The organism is Advenella kashmirensis W13003 (assembly GCF_000506985.1).
GTDB classification, from domain to species: Bacteria; Pseudomonadota; Gammaproteobacteria; order Burkholderiales; family Burkholderiaceae_B; genus Advenella; species Advenella kashmirensis_A.
Genome location: NZ_KI650981.1, coordinates 314,367 through 331,083, shown reverse-complemented (window position 1 = coordinate 331,083; position 16,717 = coordinate 314,367). Strand labels below are relative to the sequence as shown.

The 16,717-nt window shown below is 57.4% G+C and carries 11 protein-coding genes; all 11 read right to left on the bottom strand.

The features are described 5' to 3' along the window. Window positions 1-63: 63 nt before the first annotated feature. The 11 genes from W822_RS0123965 to tkt all read right to left on the bottom strand — a co-directional run bounded on the left by W822_RS0123965 (window position 64) and on the right by tkt (window position 16,639). Window positions 64-288 (bottom strand): hypothetical protein, encoded by a 225-nt coding sequence (locus W822_RS0123965; RefSeq protein WP_155848194.1) that lies wholly within the window; start codon window positions 286-288, stop codon window positions 64-66. 26 nt (window positions 289-314) lie between these two features. Beyond that, on the bottom strand, window positions 315-620 hold the full coding sequence (locus W822_RS41060) for a helix-turn-helix domain-containing protein (protein ID WP_024006583.1): 306 nt from the start codon (window positions 618-620) through the stop codon (window positions 315-317). Further along, entirely contained in the window at window positions 601-984 is a 384-nt protein-coding gene (locus W822_RS41055) for a type II toxin-antitoxin system RelE/ParE family toxin (protein ID WP_024006582.1), read from the bottom strand. Before W822_RS41055 ends, W822_RS41060 begins: the two co-directional genes overlap by 20 nt. Before the next feature lie 147 nt (window positions 985-1,131). Beyond that, window positions 1,132-2,196 (bottom strand): class II fructose-bisphosphate aldolase, encoded by a 1,065-nt coding sequence (gene fba, locus W822_RS41050; protein ID WP_024006581.1) that lies wholly within the window; start codon window positions 2,194-2,196, stop codon window positions 1,132-1,134. 118 nt (window positions 2,197-2,314) lie between these two features. Next, on the bottom strand, window positions 2,315-2,944 hold the full coding sequence (mog, locus tag W822_RS41045; RefSeq protein WP_024006580.1) for a molybdopterin adenylyltransferase: 630 nt from the start codon (window positions 2,942-2,944) through the stop codon (window positions 2,315-2,317). After that, window positions 2,941-3,783: a carbon-nitrogen hydrolase family protein gene (locus W822_RS41040; protein ID WP_031243348.1), complete on the bottom strand. Its 843-nt coding sequence runs from the start codon at window positions 3,781-3,783 to the stop codon at window positions 2,941-2,943. Before W822_RS41040 ends, mog begins: the two co-directional genes overlap by 4 nt. Window positions 3,784-3,904: 121 nt before the next feature. Beyond that, window positions 3,905-6,121 (bottom strand): penicillin-binding protein 1C, encoded by a 2,217-nt coding sequence (gene pbpC, locus W822_RS41035; protein WP_031243346.1) that lies wholly within the window; start codon window positions 6,119-6,121, stop codon window positions 3,905-3,907. Continuing rightward, window positions 6,118-12,105: an alpha-2-macroglobulin family protein gene (locus W822_RS41030; protein WP_024006577.1), complete on the bottom strand. Its 5,988-nt coding sequence runs from the start codon at window positions 12,103-12,105 to the stop codon at window positions 6,118-6,120. Before W822_RS41030 ends, pbpC begins: the two co-directional genes overlap by 4 nt. A gap of 164 nt (window positions 12,106-12,269) precedes the next feature. After that, window positions 12,270-13,466 carry a phosphoglycerate kinase gene (locus tag W822_RS41025; RefSeq protein WP_024006576.1) on the bottom strand — a complete coding sequence of 399 codons (1,197 nt, stop codon included), beginning with the start codon at window positions 13,464-13,466 and terminating at the stop codon, window positions 12,270-12,272. A gap of 91 nt (window positions 13,467-13,557) precedes the next feature. Next, complete coding sequence (gap, locus tag W822_RS41020) at window positions 13,558-14,568, bottom strand: type I glyceraldehyde-3-phosphate dehydrogenase (RefSeq protein ID WP_024006575.1); 1,011 nt, start codon at window positions 14,566-14,568, stop codon at window positions 13,558-13,560. 16 nt (window positions 14,569-14,584) lie between these two features. Beyond that, on the bottom strand, window positions 14,585-16,639 hold the full coding sequence (gene tkt, locus W822_RS41015) for a transketolase (RefSeq protein ID WP_024006574.1): 2,055 nt from the start codon (window positions 16,637-16,639) through the stop codon (window positions 14,585-14,587). Between the last annotated feature and the right edge of the window lie 78 nt (window positions 16,640-16,717).

Here is a 16,717-nt window from a genome sequence, read left to right as displayed (position 1 = left end):
GTGTCCAATTTTTGAGGAGCAATTCATCGCAGCGGTGATCACAAACCCCAGGGATTGATCACGTTAAGCCCCGCAGCTTCCAGAAAGAGTGATATCTCGAGGAGTGGCGCTCTGGTTATGCCATTCAAACTTCATTGGTTTGCCAGGCGTTTTATCGCGGATATAATCAAAAAGACCAGCTTCCTCGACCGTCAAGCCGCCGGCCTCACGTGCTATTGAACTGAGCAGGCTACCGAATTTAATCTGTTGATGCGGTTGAGCCGGATTCCGCAGTATCGCTTTTTTCATTTTTACCTCCATGCTTATCGGCTTCATCACAGAATTGCCTGCAATCCTTTGTCGGCGATTATGTTGAGCAATTTTAACGCAGGCCCCGCCGGACGTGTATATCCCTGCTCCCATTTGCGCACAGTTGAGACGGTGGTATGTAAATGAAGCGCAAAGACTGGCTGACTAACATTGAGCGATTCGCGTAATTTTCGTATTTCCGACGCAGAGAAATCCCTGACCGGTGCAGGGAAAAGGGTGTCGAAATCACGCATGGTTGTCTTACTGATCGCTCCAGCACTTTGTAGTTCAGCCAATTCAGTGCGTAACGATTCAATGATTTTTCCAGTCACAATCTAACTCCTGTAAAACGTCAGTTTGTAAGGCAAGAGCGAGTTCATTCTCCGAAAGCGCCAGAAATATTTTGCCAGCATAGCGTAACGCCTGTTGTTCTTTCAAAGTAATGTTGGACAGCTCACTCTTCACAAAGCCGTGCAGGAAAATATATCGATTGCCGGTTCGAACTGACACTAAGGTCCGATATCCGCCCCTCTTGTCACTCCCCACCCTAGGAACTCTTTTTTTATAAAGACATCCTCCTAGATCAGCGTCAACCAATCCGTGCTCCATTTCCATTACCGCCCAACATAAAGTAGCATCAGCCAGGTTTTCACGCACTTGCCGTTTTGCAAACTCTCTACGCTTTAATACTTTCATAGTGCCACTGCTAACTAATGAATTTTAGCAGTGTACCCGTTACGGGTAGGGTTTTCTATTGTGGAAACCCGTAAAAAAACCCCGCTACGACGCATTGTCGCAACGGGGTTCACAGACAGGCCGTTCTATTGAACGGCGCAGTAAGTCTTACTTGATTTGCTGAGCCAGCTTGCCGGCCGCGTAGGCGGCTGCCATATCTGACAGGGGAATAGGCTTGATTTTGCTGGCGTTGCCGGCAGTACCGAATTCCTGATAGCGGGCCACGCAGATTTTCTTGGCTGCTTCGCGGGCTGGTTTATTGTATTCGCGAGGGTCGAACTTGCCTGGGTTTTCGCCCATGAAGCGACGAATGGCGCCGGTCATGGCCAGACGGATATCAGTGTCGATGTTGACCTTGCGCACGCCAAACTTGATGGCTTCCTGAATTTCTTCAACCGGCACGCCATAGGTTTCTTTCATGTCACCACCGAACTCACGGATTTCAGCCAGCAGTTCCTGGGGAACACTGGAGCTGCCGTGCATGACCAGATGGGTATTGGGCAGGCGGGCGTGAATTTCCTTGATGCGGCTGATAGAGAGAATATCGCCTGTAGGCTTGCGAGTAAATTTGTAAGCGCCGTGGCTGGTGCCAATTGCAATGGCCAGGGCGTCCAGCTGGGTGCGACGAACGAAGTCCGCAGCCTGCTCGGGGTCGGTCAGCAGTTGCTCCATGGTCATGGTGCCTTCAGCGCCATGTCCGTCTTCCTTGTCACCTTTCATGGTTTCAAGTGAACCCAGGCAGCCAAGCTCGCCTTCAACCGTCACGCCAACCTTGTGCGCCAGGTCGACAACCTGTTTGGTTACGTCTACGTTGTATTCGTATTCGGCAATGGTTTTGCCGTCGGCCATGAGCGAGCCATCCATCATCACGCTGGAAAAACCAAGATTGATTGCGCCCTGACAGACTTCCGGCGACTGGCCATGATCCTGGTGCATGACGACCGGGATCTCGGGATAGCTTTCCACGGCTGCCTGGATCAGGTATTTAAGAAAGCCTTCGCCTGCATATTTGCGCGCACCAGCAGACGCCTGCATGATGACCGGGCTGTTGGTTTCCTTGGCCGCTTCCATGATAGCCTGCACCTGCTCCAGATTATTCACGTTGAAGGCGGGAATGCCATAGCCGTTTTCGGCGGCATGATCCAGTAATTGGCGCATAGAAACGAGTGCCATGTAACGATCTCCTGAAATTGAAAAGTATCTGAATAACCGCTATTTTAAGTGGGAAACCGCATATAGGGCTTAGTAACCCTGCTTTTTACCAAATTTACCAATTGTGACAACAGGCATCTCAGGATTTCGGCTCCCGACGGGCCGATTTTGGTCGAAATGCATTGACAATCTCTGTTTGGGTTTCAATATAGGGACCGCCGATCAAATCAATGCAATAGGGCACGGCGGCAAAAATCCCGGGCACGCTCACCCTTCCCTCACCATCGCGCAGTCCTTCCAGGGTTTCCTGAATCGCCTTCGGTTGCCCCGGCAGATTGATAATGAGGGCAGCATGCCTGTCTGCCTCACGGATGACCGCCACCTGGCGTGACAAAATGGCCGTCGGCACGAAAGCCAGGCTGATCTGGCGCATCTGCTCGCCGAAACCGGGCATTTGTTTGGTGGCGACAGCCAGGGTCGCCTCAGGCGTGACATCCCGCCGCGCCGGCCCCGTCCCGCCCGTAGTCAAGACCAAATCACAGCCCTGTTCATCAACCAATTCAATCAGCGTATCTGAAATGACCTGCTGCTCGTCTGCGACCAGCCTTGTGCAGCTGCGAAATGGCGATTGCAATGCCCGGGCCAGCCAGGCTTCAAGGGAGGGAATGCCTTTGTCTTCGTATACGCCCGAGGTCGCCCTGTCGGAGACGGAAACCAGGCCGACAATCAGTTCATCGGGATGAGATCGTTTCATTGCAGTTGTGTTCATTTCAATCCTGATACCTGGTAACGGCGATTCTGCAGGCAAGGCAGCAGTTCACGGACTTCAGCGATGCGCTGTGAAGACAGGGTATGTACCGCGAGCCCCGGGTCGGCGGTTGCCGTGCCCAGCACCATACCCAGCGGGTCCACAATCATGCTCAGGCCACAATTGCGCGGTGCCGTCTGGCCCGATGCCAGCACATAACTGGTGTTTTCAATGGCGCGGGCGCGCAGCAGAATTTCCCAATGGTTTTCCTTGAGCGGACCGGCCAGCCAGGCAGCACTCACTGACAGGACATCGGCGCCCTGGTCGATCAGCGCGCGCGCCAGTTCGGGAAAGCGCAGATCGTAGCAATTGATCAGGCCCACCCGAAAGCCCTTGATGTCAAACAACCCCAGTTCGCTGTTTTTTGCTCCAAAGTTGCCGGGCCGCACCTTGTCGGACTCCTTGAACTTGAACGCGTCATAAACATGCATTTTAGTGTAGCGAAGCACTTCGGCACCGCTGTTGTCCAGTACGAGCAACTGATTGGTCACGCGTTCGTCGCCAGGCTGATCGGCCAGGCTGAGCACACCCACGACAATGTGCATGGCATTGTCGCGCGCCAGATCCTGCATGAAACGGATGAAGGACGGTGAGTTGTTGCCTGCTGTTTCACGCAATTGCGGCAATGGCGAGCCGAAAGAACACATGGAGGCTTCGGGCAATACCAGCAGCTCTACGCCCTGCTCTGCGGCCTGCGCCACCAGCGTGCGAATGTGTTCTTTATTGGGTTCGATTTCGTTGACGGCAGCGAACTGACCGACGCCAACTTTAAGTTGTGATTGATCTGCGATTGTTTCCATGGGACACCTGAATGAACGGTTCATTCCATTATGCAATAGTTTGAGGACGATGTGTCCTGTATGCAACCTGTGTGTACTATCTATGCAGAATACGTTCCCGATTTGCGGTCGTACCGAGAGATCAGGGCTGCTGTCCGACCCGTCGCAGCTGCGCGCCACGAACGTGAATACGCACGCGATCCTCGGGCTGATCACTTCGATTGCGCGCTTCGATCAGATGCGTGCCCGGGGCCGGATACCAGGCAAACGGATTGGACTGGCCCAAAAACCGACCGTCGACAAACCAGCGCACCCCTTCCGGCATACTGCCGCTGGGCGTGACGGCCAGCAACTGCAGTCGCTGGTTCGCCTGTGGGATGTCGGGATCAAGAGCAATGATCGTGCCGTCTGCGGGCGTGCGGATTGTCATGCGACCCGAAACCGGCGCGACAGCCGAACCGGCCAGCGCGATACGGGACATTTCGGTACCCGGCAAAAAATACTCAGTGCGCGCCGCTTCCAGATTATTTTCAAACGTAATATTTTTACGAGCCAAGGCTGCCGGCATTGCGGGCGCGCGGCTGGCCTGTTCGCGATGCAGATACCGCATGATGTCATGCCAGACCGGCCCCGCGCCCGTCACGCCGCTGACTTGTCGCATGCTGGCGCCGGTGCTGTTGCCGACCCACACGCCCACGGTATAGTGCTCGGACCACCCTACCGTCCAGTTGTCCCGCATATCCTTGCTGGTGCCGGTTTTGACTGCCGTCCAGAACGGCGTCGACAGCGCGCTATCCAGCCCAAACGTGCGCGCACGCGCCTGGCGGTCGGCCAGCATGTCTCCCACCAGCCAGGCCGCTTCATCGCTCATGATGCGACGAGCGCCGGCAACGGTGCCGACACCCCAGTCAACTTCACTGTACAGGCCGCGATTGGCCAGCGCACGGTAGGCATTGGTCAATGACAGCAGCGTGACGTCGGCACTACCCAGTGCCAGACTGTAACCGTAATAATCGCCGGATTCGGTCAGCGGCAATCCGAGTTGCAGCAGGCGCTGGTGAAAGACATCGGGCGTCACCATCACCAGCAACCTCACGGCAGGGATATTCAAAGACGAGGCCAGGGCAGTACGGGCGCTAACCCAGCCACCGAATTGTTTATCGTAATTCTGCGGGACATATAGTCCGTTGCCGGTCGGCAAATTGACGGCACTGTCATCCAGCAGCGAAGCGGCCGTAATCCGGCGTTGCTCAAGCGCCTGGGCATACAGAAACGGTTTAAGAGTGGAACCCGCCTGGCGCATCGCGGCCGCATTGTCAACGTAACGGGCAGTCGCCAGATCGCCCGAGGATCCGACATAGGCAAGAATGCGTCCGCTGCGATTGTCCAGCACCACTGCAGCAGCATCATTGGCATGGCTGTGGCGAATCTGGTGGACAACCCGATTGATGATTGTCTGGACCGTGCGTTGCAAACGCCCATCAATGGTCGTATCTACCCGCTCTTGCTGCGGCATGGACAGGGCGAGTCTGCGCCGCGCAAAATGGGAAGCGGCAAAAGGATCGTCCAGCAACGTGTCGCTGGTATGGCCCAGCTGGTATTCTGTGAAACCGGCAAGGTGATCACAATATTGCGATTGTGATTGCGCTGTCAAAAGACCGCAAGCCCGTTTCGCAATGACCGCGGGGGACGCATTAGGTGCGCGCAGCATCGCCGCCAGCACCGCACTGTCTCTGCTGTCCAGCCCTGCGGGATATTTGCCGAACAGGCTGCGCGCGGCCGCCGTCACGCCCGACAACTCGCCGCGCCAGGGAACCAAATTCAGATAGGCTTCAAGAATCTGCTGCTTGCTCCAATGCCGCTCCATCGCCCACGCCTGCGCCATCTGCCGGAGTTTCTGCGTCACCGTACGCCGGCCTGACCGAGGGTCCTGGCTTTGCAGCATCCCGGCCAGTTGCATCGTCAGCGTGGAGCTACCGCGCATGCGGTGACCAAACAGTCGATCGCGCAATGCGCCGCCAAGCGCAAGGACGTCCACCCCCCAGTGCCGATAGAAACGCCTGTCTTCTGACAGCAGCACCGCGCTGACCAGGGCTGGCGAAATGCCGGACAACGGCGTCCAGTTATCGCGCCGTTCATGGTACTCGCGCCGGACTCGTTCCAGCACCGCCCCTTCCCGGTCCAGCAGTGTCAGATAAGACGTGCGATATCCCTGGCGTACGGCATCAAAGGACTGCACCGGCAGACGGGCAATGTGGATGGCCGCTGCCACACATGCAACGAGCAACAGCAGGAATACCCCAGCCAGGATGTTGCGCCAGCGACGGCGCGCCTCCCGATCGGACGCCCTTACTGTCATGGCCTCGCGGCATCAGCAGGTGCTGGTGCCGGAGAAACGACAGCGGGCCCATCCATTGCCGGTGCAGCGTCGGCCCCGCTTTGCACAGGTTCGCCTTTCTGGGCACCAATGATAAACCTGTCGGTGTTGGGCGATTCTCCAAAAACCTGCGGCGCATACATGGCTTCGACCCGGGTCGCCGGCAGGCTGTAGCTGCCAGGCGTGTTCAGCCTGACGGTATATTCCAGCGAGGTTTTGCCAGCCGGCAACCAGGCATAGTAGGCTCGATACAGCTCGCTTTTTCTCTCGGCAAAGCTGGGCGACATGCCCTGCTCATCCTGCTTCTCGCCCTCGGTCGCCACAGCAGAGTCGCGCCCCATTCCCCCGCCCAGTATCGTCGCGCCCGCCGGAACCGGATCACTGACCACCACCCAGTTCATGGCCGTCTTGGCCGTGATATTCAAATGAACACGATAAATATCGCCAACCGACCAGCTGCCATTGTTCGCCTGCGATACCGGGGTGATCTGTCGATCAATGGTGTAACCGGCATACACAGCCTTGGTCACAGGCACAGCAGCCAGTGCGCCCATGGAAGCCCATACCCGTCCGGTTCCCTGCAGAGAGAGTGACAACTGTTGCGGCTCACTATTTTTCCATGGTGCCAGAATTTTCTGAGTCGGCAGCAGTCCTTCCCAGATCTGGTCTGCAGTTGCCGCCTTGTCGGCAGCCACCTTCAGCGACATGGTAAGCGTGCCCTTGACCGGTGTTTTTTCAAAGGCAGCACTGAATGCGCGCACGGCGAGGGTGCCCCACACGTTGGCAGTGGTTGTGGACCAGGTTCCCCGCTGCTGCTGACCTAGCAGGCCCGTCATCAGCACGGGAATGTCCTTCTCCCAGGCCTTGTTGTTCATCACTGTGGTCAACAGCTTGGCCGTCACCGTGGCGCGGTTGCTCATCATCCACCACGGATAGGCATCGGCGTCATCGGCAAAGATCAAGCTGGTGCCCTGGCGGCTCATGCGCGACAACAGCGCGGAACGCAGCGATGCCATTTCCTTTGCCTGATCCGGCAAAGCCTTGACGCGAGATACAACGCCAAGCCAGTCAACCAGCGCGGCCGTACTCATGCGCTCACGGTCAAACTCGATCGTTGACATCAAACGCGGCGTGACCATCCCGACCCGCGACATGGCCTCCAGCACCATGAGCTTGCGCTCGGCCGTGTCCTGTTTCGGCTGCCATGCAGTAGAACGGATCTTGCCGGTCACATATGCCATCAACCCTTCCAGCATTTTTTCGCGGTAGGCCTGTGGAATCGCGTAGGGCTGCTCGCCCCGGCTGGCCTCGTGAGAAACCGCCAGCAGATGTGCGGTCAACACCTCATCGCCGCGCAAACCGGGGAAATAAGCGACCAGGCCGTGATCGTCCATATACAACGGCAGGCGATCCATCAATGCAGACCAGCGCTGGGGATTGTCGATACCGATGGCGATGGACGACAGTTGCTCCAGGCAGGTGAACTGATAATCGGTGAACCAGCGGCGCACCGGCTCCAGCCCCTTGGCCAGCGATGTGGACAGTTGCACCTGCACACCGCCCTGCGGATGGCCATCCGCAGCATTCAGGGCGCCGGCAGGCGGCTGCACGGGCAAGTTCCGGATGGGCTCGTCAGACCGGACCGACTGCAGCGTAGCCTGGCGTAATGTAACAGGTACTGTCGGAATGAGCAGTTGCGAGACCTCCACCCGGTCTGTCGCATCCCCGCCGGGCGCCTGTGCGGCAGACGCAACACCGCGTTCCTGTGCATCAAAGCGCCACTTCAACGTCTGCGCGGTATGGCCCACGGGCAGTTTGGCCATATCCACATCCCAGACAACACGGGCAGAAGACTGGGCGTCCAATGTCACTGTCTGCCTGTCGAGCGCGAGAGGCGCGAGCGATTCGCTGCTCAGGCGCGCACCCGCCTCGACTTGCATGATGCGATCGGTGGCGTTACGCAGTGTGACAACGGCGCTGTAATGATCGTTGGTACGTGCTACCAAAGGCAGGCCGGATATAATTTGCAGATCCTGTGTCGATACAATCTGGCTGCTTGCCTGACCAAAACGGTCGGCGCCAAGCTCGGCGACTGCCGCCAGCCGGAACCCTGAAATCGCATCGTTCAGGCTGAATGGTACGGTAGCCTGGCCTTGTGCATCCAGCACAATGTCCGGTTTCCAGTACACCAGACTGTCCAGCACTTCGCGAGTGGGCGCGCCGCCCTGCCCGCCTCCACCGCCCGGCGGCAGCGACTTGCGACCATAATGACGCCGCCCCACCACTTCCATCTGGGCAGTCGCGGTTTCAACGCCATAGGCACGTTCGCCCATCATGGCCTTGACAATATCCCAGCTCTGATTAGGCGCGAGCTCCAGCAGCGCTTCATCAACAACGGCCAGCGCCACACTCGCGTTCGCAGCAGGACTGCCATCGGGCAGCGTAGCGCGAATCGTCGCGGTGGCCTGATCACGAATATGGTAGCGTGATTTATCGGTCGTGATGCTGACGTTCATCGCATTTTTGTCGCTGCGTACCCGAATGGCCGCCAGCCCGTAGCGGTAGGCCGGTTTGGCCAAATCAATCAGTGCCGTGGGAGCGGCTGCTTCGGCCTCACCCCAGGTCAGGTCGGGATTCTGCGCGGAGTCACGGATGCGTCCGCGCAAGGCCAGCACCGACACATACACATTGGGCCCCCATTCGGGCCGGATATCAAGAGAAAAGGAAGGGTTGGTGCCGGACAGGGCGATTTGCCTCGTCTCCAGCACGCCCTCGCGTTCAATGGCCACCAGGGCGTTTGCCTGCCGAAACGGCATGCGCACCTGAAACTGTGCAGAGTCACCTGGACGATATTCCTTTTTGTCAGGAATGATGTCGATACGGTCGTTGTTCTCTCCCGAGAACCACATTTCGCCTTCGCCCACGACATAAACCGTTGATTCGGCCTGAGCATGACGCCCTTGTGTATCGGTCACTTCCGCCACCAGATTCACGCGTCCCTGCTCTTTCAGACTGATATCGCATGCGAACTTGCCGTCGGGACCGCTGGTGCCCTGGCACACAGTTCCCAGATCACGCGCGACACGATGCGTGTCATAACTATAAAAACCGCCGACAAGACGCTTGCGTACCGACTGATAGGTATAGCTTACCGCCCGAACCGTCACCGGCACCTGTGCCGCAGGCTTGCCATTGGTGTCAAGCGCCACAACCGAAACGCCCGCAGCCTTTTCCTGCTGCATGAGATAGCCACTGCGAATACCGGCCAGGTAGGCAGCCGGCCAGACCGGCACACTGCGGCTGAGGGTTTGCACCTGGCCGTTAGGGTCCATGAAACTGCCCTCGAACGTGATGTTGCGTGGTCTGTCGGAAGCGGGCAGCGCATCCAGCGTCAACGACCCGCGCCCCTGGCCATCCAGCACCAGCTTCTGTTTGTTCACAATAATGCGACTGGAGTCATCATCGCTCGTTTCGTCTCCTTGTGCATCACTGTCTTCTGCTGCGTCTGCCGAAGACTGGGGCGGGTCGAATGAATAATCGTCGTAATCACGGAAAGCCACAACACGGTTGCGCGACAGGGCCGAAATATCGACGGGCAGCTTACCCGCTGCGCCGCCGGACAAATAGTGCATTTGCATGTCCAGCTTGACAGCCGAAGGCGCCACGAGCGGCCCCTGCCCGCCTGTGGCGTTACTCACCGAAATGGTCCCGGCCAGCAGCGGCAGCTTGAAGTCCTCGACGCGGAACTCGCCGGTCTCATAGGATTGTCCGTCCGGGTCCAGCACGATCCGATACTGGCCGCGCTTGATATCCTCAGGAATTTTCCATTCGGAGGTGCTGTACAATCCGCCTCCCGGTGTATCTTTCCAACTGAGCGGGAAGGTATATTTATCTTCACCGCCGACCAGTTCGATGCTGACTTTGGCCGGCAATGCGGCGCGCGCCGGCAACCCGAAACCATCGCGCGTCAGGGTCCGCATCAGGTGTTTCATGGATGCCGTCTCGCCGGCACGAAACAGGCTGCGATCCAGAATCGTATGCGCACGCACGGTGGGCTGCGCGGCGGTATCGGTCGGTACATTAAAGCGCCATGATTCAATCCCGTTATCCCAGGAGGTGAACGCAAACGAGTAGTCGCCCGTGCCGCCCGCCTGGGGGTGGTCAGCGTCAATACGGGCCGACACAAACAGGCCCGACAGCTCTGTCGATGAGCAGTAATCTTCACCCTTGACCGCCTTGCGATGATGCCAGATGCCATCGCTGCCGGTCTGCCCCGAGGCCAGCGCCTTGCCCGCACAATCGAGCACATTGATCTGCGCATTGGCTACCGGTTTGGCGTCATCCAGCGTGGTAACCCAGACCAGCAAATCGTCCCGGCCTTTCTTGACATGCACTGCCAGATTGGTGACCAGCACCGAGGTGCGTACGTACATGGGATTTTTATTGGCAAGCAAGGCCTGTCCCAGGATGGCCGATTTGGCCTCCAGCACATGGAATCCGGGGTTTTGTAGCGGCACGCCCAGGGTTTCAAACTCGCGACGCTTGGCCGCTGTTTTCACCTCGGGCACGGACAGCGTCTTGGCGCCCGGATTTTCCGACAACATGGACACCGAACGCGTGTCGATATAAACCGGATTTTTTTCAGTATAACTGTCCGGCTGATCGTTCATGACCGCGCGAATATTGCGTGCTGTCAACGACGTTTCATTCAGCCTGCGAACGCGCGCAAAGGCTTTGAGCACATCGGCATCCTCCTGAGGCACATAGTCGCGAATCGTGCCGGGCGACAGCGTCTGATCTTTCAGGGAGAGCTGATTTTCAATATAACGTACCGTCAGCGGCACCTGCCAGGGTGCTGCTCCGTCCGGGCTATCGGCGCGACACTCGATGATGCCGAAAGTCGCGGAAGAAAACTTGAGCATGGGCGAATAAGCCGCCATGCGAATTTTCATGGGGAACTGCGCCGCATTGCTCAGGGCTCGTCCCGAATCATCCTTGATCGTCGTCGGCACATTGAGCGTCAGCGTTTCGTTTTCGGCGAAAGGACCGGGAAATTTTACGCCGCTTACAGTGCTATCGCTCTCGTCCATCTCGGCCGGGTATTTTTTCCCCGAAACGCTTTCAAGCGTTACTGACCGGATATCGCCGGCATCGACCGAGTCACTGAGGGTCAGGTAGATAGGCCTGGCGGGAGAACAGTTCGCATTCTGGTTTTCACGCGAGCAGGAAAAACCTGCGGAAAAGTCCTTGCGTACCTCAAACTCATGCTCATACGCCTTTTTCATCGGCACGCCGCCGCGACTGGCCACATCTGCTGAAATCAACAGGCGGCCCTTGGCGCCGGACGGCAGGCGTCGCGCGCATTGCACAAACGCGATATTGTCGGCCTCGTCCTCCAGGTAACGCCGGGCCTGTTCAATAATTGTCTTTTTTTCCTGTTCCGACAGCACCTTTACAGGAATCTGCTCGCCGAGCCCTTCCACCACACACGCCGCATGTTCCTGCAGGCTGGACGGATTAACTGGCAGGTTGAAGCGCACTGTAAAAGCCTGGTCTTCGCTCGCGTTCTGCGACGGGCCGACTGAGTCGACAGCCAGCTTGCCGGTATCAAAATGGTATGTTTTCTGGGCGGTGACGGGTTTGCCGGCAGTGTCGCGAAAGTCGGGGTCAGGCGTAATGACGCATTGCACGCCGGCGGGCAACGTACCTTCGAATTCGTAGGACCAGTGTGCACCATCGGACCACTTTCCGTGACCTTTGATCTCGGTGCCGCGGCAACTGACCGACACCGGCGCCGGCAAGTCAATGCGTCCCAAAGGAGTGACATTGGTGCTGAAGACCACATCAATGGTCGACACCTTGCTCTGTGTGCCGGTCGGCGAAACCGACGCGATATTGGCGGCGCCTGCCGTGGAAACGAAACCGGTCAGAGCCAGTACGGCTCCTGCTACATATGCGCATTTCATAGTCACTGCCTTGATAAAGGTATATCAGGGCCACGTCCAGGGCCGCTGGCTGACTGAAATCATAACAGAAGTCGGACCTTGCAGCGACGGACGAATGTCAGAAATAACGCAGGGCCCAGCGACGGAGATGTCGCTGAGCAAGCCAACGGGAACGATCCCGCTCCTTATCCCTGATTGCGCTGTTCCAGTATTTCAACAGCGGGCAGGGTCTTGCCTTCCAGAAACTCCAGGAACGCGCCGCCACCGGTGGAGATATAACCCACTTTGTCGGTGATTCCGAACTTGGAGATAGCTGCCAGAGTGTCGCCACCGCCAGCGATGGAAAAGCCATTCGAGGCGGCAATGGCTTCGGCAACCTTGCGGGTACCGTTGGCAAAGGCATCGAATTCAAACACCCCGACCGGACCGTTCCATACAATCGTGCCGGCATTTTTCAGGATCTCTGCCAGCTCGGTGGCCGTGTTTTCGCCAATGTCGAAAATCATGTCATCATCTTCAACCGCATCGGCCGATTTTGCTTCGCCTTTAGCCTGTGCAGAAAACTCCTTGCCACATACTACATCGCTCGGAATCGGAACCGATGCCCCGCGTTTTGCCATCAGGTCAATGACCGCTTTAGCCTGATCGATCTGATCGGGCTCAGCCAGGGATTTGCCGATTTTCTTGCCGCTGGCCAGCATGAATGTGTTGGCGATACCGCCGCCCACAACCAGTTGATCCACTTTATCAGCAAGCGATTGCAGAATGGACAGTTTGGTAGAGACCTTGGAACCGCCGACAATTGCGACCAGCGGGCGCTTCGGACTTTGCAGCGCTTTACCCAATGCGTCCAGTTCGGCTTCCAGCAAGGGACCCGCGCAGGCGATCGGCGCAAATTGGGCGATGCCGTGCGTCGTGGCTTCAGCACGATGTGCGGTGCCGAAGGCGTCATTGGCATAGACATCACACAGCGCCGCCATTTTTTTGGACAGTGCCTCATCGTTTTTCTTCTCGCCCTTGTTGACGCGGCAGTTTTCCAGAAGAACGACTTGACCGGGCTCAACATTGACGCCGTCGACCCAGTTCTGCACCAGTTGCACGGGTTTGCCCAGCAGTTCGCTCAGGCGTTGGGCGACCGGCGCCAGGGTATCCTGCGGAGCCAGCGTGCCTTCGGTGGGACGGCCCAGATGCGATGTCACCATCACTGCGGCGCCGGCATCCAGCGCCATCCGGATTGCGGGTACCGATGCACGGATACGGGTATCTTCGGTGATGCTGCCATCATCGGCCAGGGGCACGTTCAAATCAGAACGGATAAAAACACGTTTGTCTTTGAGCTGGCCATTTTTCGCCAGGGCAGAAAGCGTTTGTACATTCGCCATATTCTTTTCACTCCTTGGTGTTATCGTAAAAACGGCACTGCCCGCCGAAGCGCGCAATGCCGTTTGCAATACTTTTGGCAGTCGCCAAAGCTTATTTGGCTGACATCAGGGCAACCGTGGTGTCGAGCATGCGATTGGAGAAACCCCATTCGTTGTCGTACCAGGAAGCCACCTTAACCAGTTTTCCGGACACTTTGGTCTGGGTTGCGTCAAACGTGCTTGACGCTGGATTGTGATTGAAGTCCACAGAAACCAGTGGCGCTTCGTTGTAGTCCAGAATGCCTTTGAGTGCACCTTCCGAGGCTTTTTTCAGGATGCTGTTGACTTCATCAACCGTGGTATCACGTTTGGCGATAAACGTCAGGTCCACCAGCGACACGTTGATCGTGGGAACGCGGACAGAGTAGCCATCCAGTTTGCCGTTCAGTTCAGGCAGTACCAGACCGACAGCCGCCGCGGCACCGGTTTTGGTGGGGATCATGCTCATGGTCGCTGAACGTGCACGGCGCAGGTCTTCGTGATAAACGTCTGTCAATACCTGGTCATTGGTGTAGGCATGGATGGTTGTCATCAGACCGGTTTCCAGGCCCAGCGCTTCGTGCAGCGGCTGCACCAGCGGAACCAGGCAGTTGGTGGTGCAAGACGCATTGGAAATGACAGTATCAGAGGCTTTGAGCACCTGATGGTTTACGCCGTAAACAATGGTCGCATCCACGTCTTTGCCACCGGGTGCGGAAATGATGACTTTTTTGGCGCCGCCCTTCAGGTGCGCACTGGCTTTTTCCTTGGAGGTAAAAAAGCCCGTACATTCCATCACGACGTCTACCTTCAGGTCGCCCCAGGGCAGCTCTGCAGGATTGCGATTGGCCAGCACACGGATTTTGTCGCCATTGATGACCATGTAGTCGCCATCGACGGTAACAGTGCCAGGGAAGCGGCCATGCGCTGTGTCATACTGGGTCAGGTGGGCATTGGTTTTGGGATCGCCCAGATCGTTGATCGCGACGATTTCAATATCATGCTTTTTACCACCTTCATAGTGAGCGCGCAGTACATTGCGGCCGATGCGGCCATAGCCGTTAATTGCAACACGAATGGTCATTACATTCTCTCCTGTTTTATAAAACCTGTTTAACCGTATTTGCCACGTTCTCAGCGGTCAATCCGAAATGCTTGAACAAGACGCCGGCGGGGGCCGATTCACCGTAGGTGTCCAGGCCGACGGCCGCACCTTCGCGTCCGATGTATTTGTACCAGCCAGCCGTGACGCCAGCTTCCACAGAAACTGCGGGCAGCGTCGTCGGAATCACGCTATTGCGCCACTCGGCACTCTGGCGATCGAAGACGGATGTGCTGGGCATGGACACGACACGAACCGGAATATTGTCTTTGGCCAGCAGTGCCTGCGCTTCAAGCGCCAGGCTCACTTCCGAACCGGTAGCAATGATAACGGCCCTGGCCCCTTCTGCGTCACGCAAGACGTAACCACCTTTTTCAATGTGTTCGACGGTTGCAGCGTCGCGCTCGACAAAAGGCAGATTCTGGCGGGACAGCAACAGCGCAGTCGGCCCCCCCTGCTGCACATTCATGCCGACGCTGACCGGACGCGATACCGCAGATTTCCAGGCAATGGCGGTTTCAGTCGTATCGCAGGGACGCCAGACATCAAGATTGGGAATCAGACGCAGGCTGGCAGCGTGTTCGACGGACTGGTGAGTCGGGCCGTCTTCACCCAGACCGATGGAGTCGTGTGTGAAAATATGGACGACGCGCTGCTTCATGAGCGCCGCCATGCGGATGGCGTTACGGGAATAATCGGAGAAAGTCAGGAAGGTGCCGCCAAAAGGCAGATAGCCGCCGTGCAGCGCAACGCCATTCATAATGGCCGCCATGCCGAATTCTCGCACGCCATAATTGATGTGGCGACCGAACTTCAGATGACCGTCGGTGCCGCTGCGCACGGCGCCGGCCCCTTTCCAGTCGGTGAAGACCGAACCGGTCAGGTCGGCTGACCCGCCCAGCATTTCGGGCAGGATCTCGGCCAACGCCGTAATGGCGAACTGGGAAGCCTTGCGCGATGCCACGGTTTCCGCCTTGCCAAGGGTCTCCTGGAGGAAGGAGGCAAATTTTTCTGCAAAATTTTCAGGCAGCTGGCCCGTCATGCGCCGGTTAAATTCTTCGGCTTCCTGCGGATAGTCGATGGCATACAGGGCAAACTGTTTTTTCCAGTCACGCTGAATCTGATCGCCACGCTCGCGCTGGCTCCATCCGGCATAGACTTCTTCGGGAATATCAAAGGGTGGCAGCGTCCAGCCGATGGCTTCGCGGGTGGCGGCGATTTCGACCGCGCCCAGGGGCGATCCGTGCACTTTGTCGCTGCCCTGCATATTGGGCGCACCCTTGCCGATCGTTGTTTTGCAGATGATCATGGTCGGACCGGAAGAGCCACGCTGCGCCTGCTGCTTGGCCTTGGCAATGGCATGGTCAACCGCAACCACGTCATGCCCGTTCACGCCACGGATGACATTCCAGCCATAACCTTCGAATCGCTTGGCGGTATCGTCGGCGAACCAGTGCTCAACCTTGCCATCAATGGAAATACCATTATCATCATAAAGCACGATGAGTTTGGACAGCCCCAGCGTGCCCGCCAGCGAACAGACTTCGTGGGAAATTCCTTCCATGAGGCAGCCGTCGCCGACAAAAGCATAGGTGAAATGGTCGACGATTTTACGATCAGGCTTGTTGAATTCGGCAGCCAGCAGTTCTTCTGCCAGCGCAAAACCGACCGCATTTGAAAGCCCCTGGCCCAGCGGACCGGTGGTGGTTTCTACCCCTGCCGTGATACCCACTTCGGGGTGGCCGGGTGTTTTGGAGTGCAACTGACGAAATTGTCGCAATTGCTCCATGGGCAGATCATAGCCGGTCAGATGCAGCAGCGAATACAGCAACATGGAACCATGTCCATTGGACAGAATAAAACGGTCGCGATCCGGCCAGGCTGGATCCGCAGGATTATGGCGCAGGTGACGTGTCCACAGGGCTTCGGCGATTTCGGCCATCCCCATGGGAGCGCCCGGATGGCCGGAATTGGCTTGCTGCACGGCATCCATAGCCAGCGCGCGGATTGCATTGGAAAGATGGGAATTCGATGTTGCGGCCGTGGTGGTCATGCGGTTCCTGTGAAAGTCACGGTTTAGTTACGATTAACCAGCGATTTTAACACTCCCGGTTTTCTGCGTGCCGCTCAC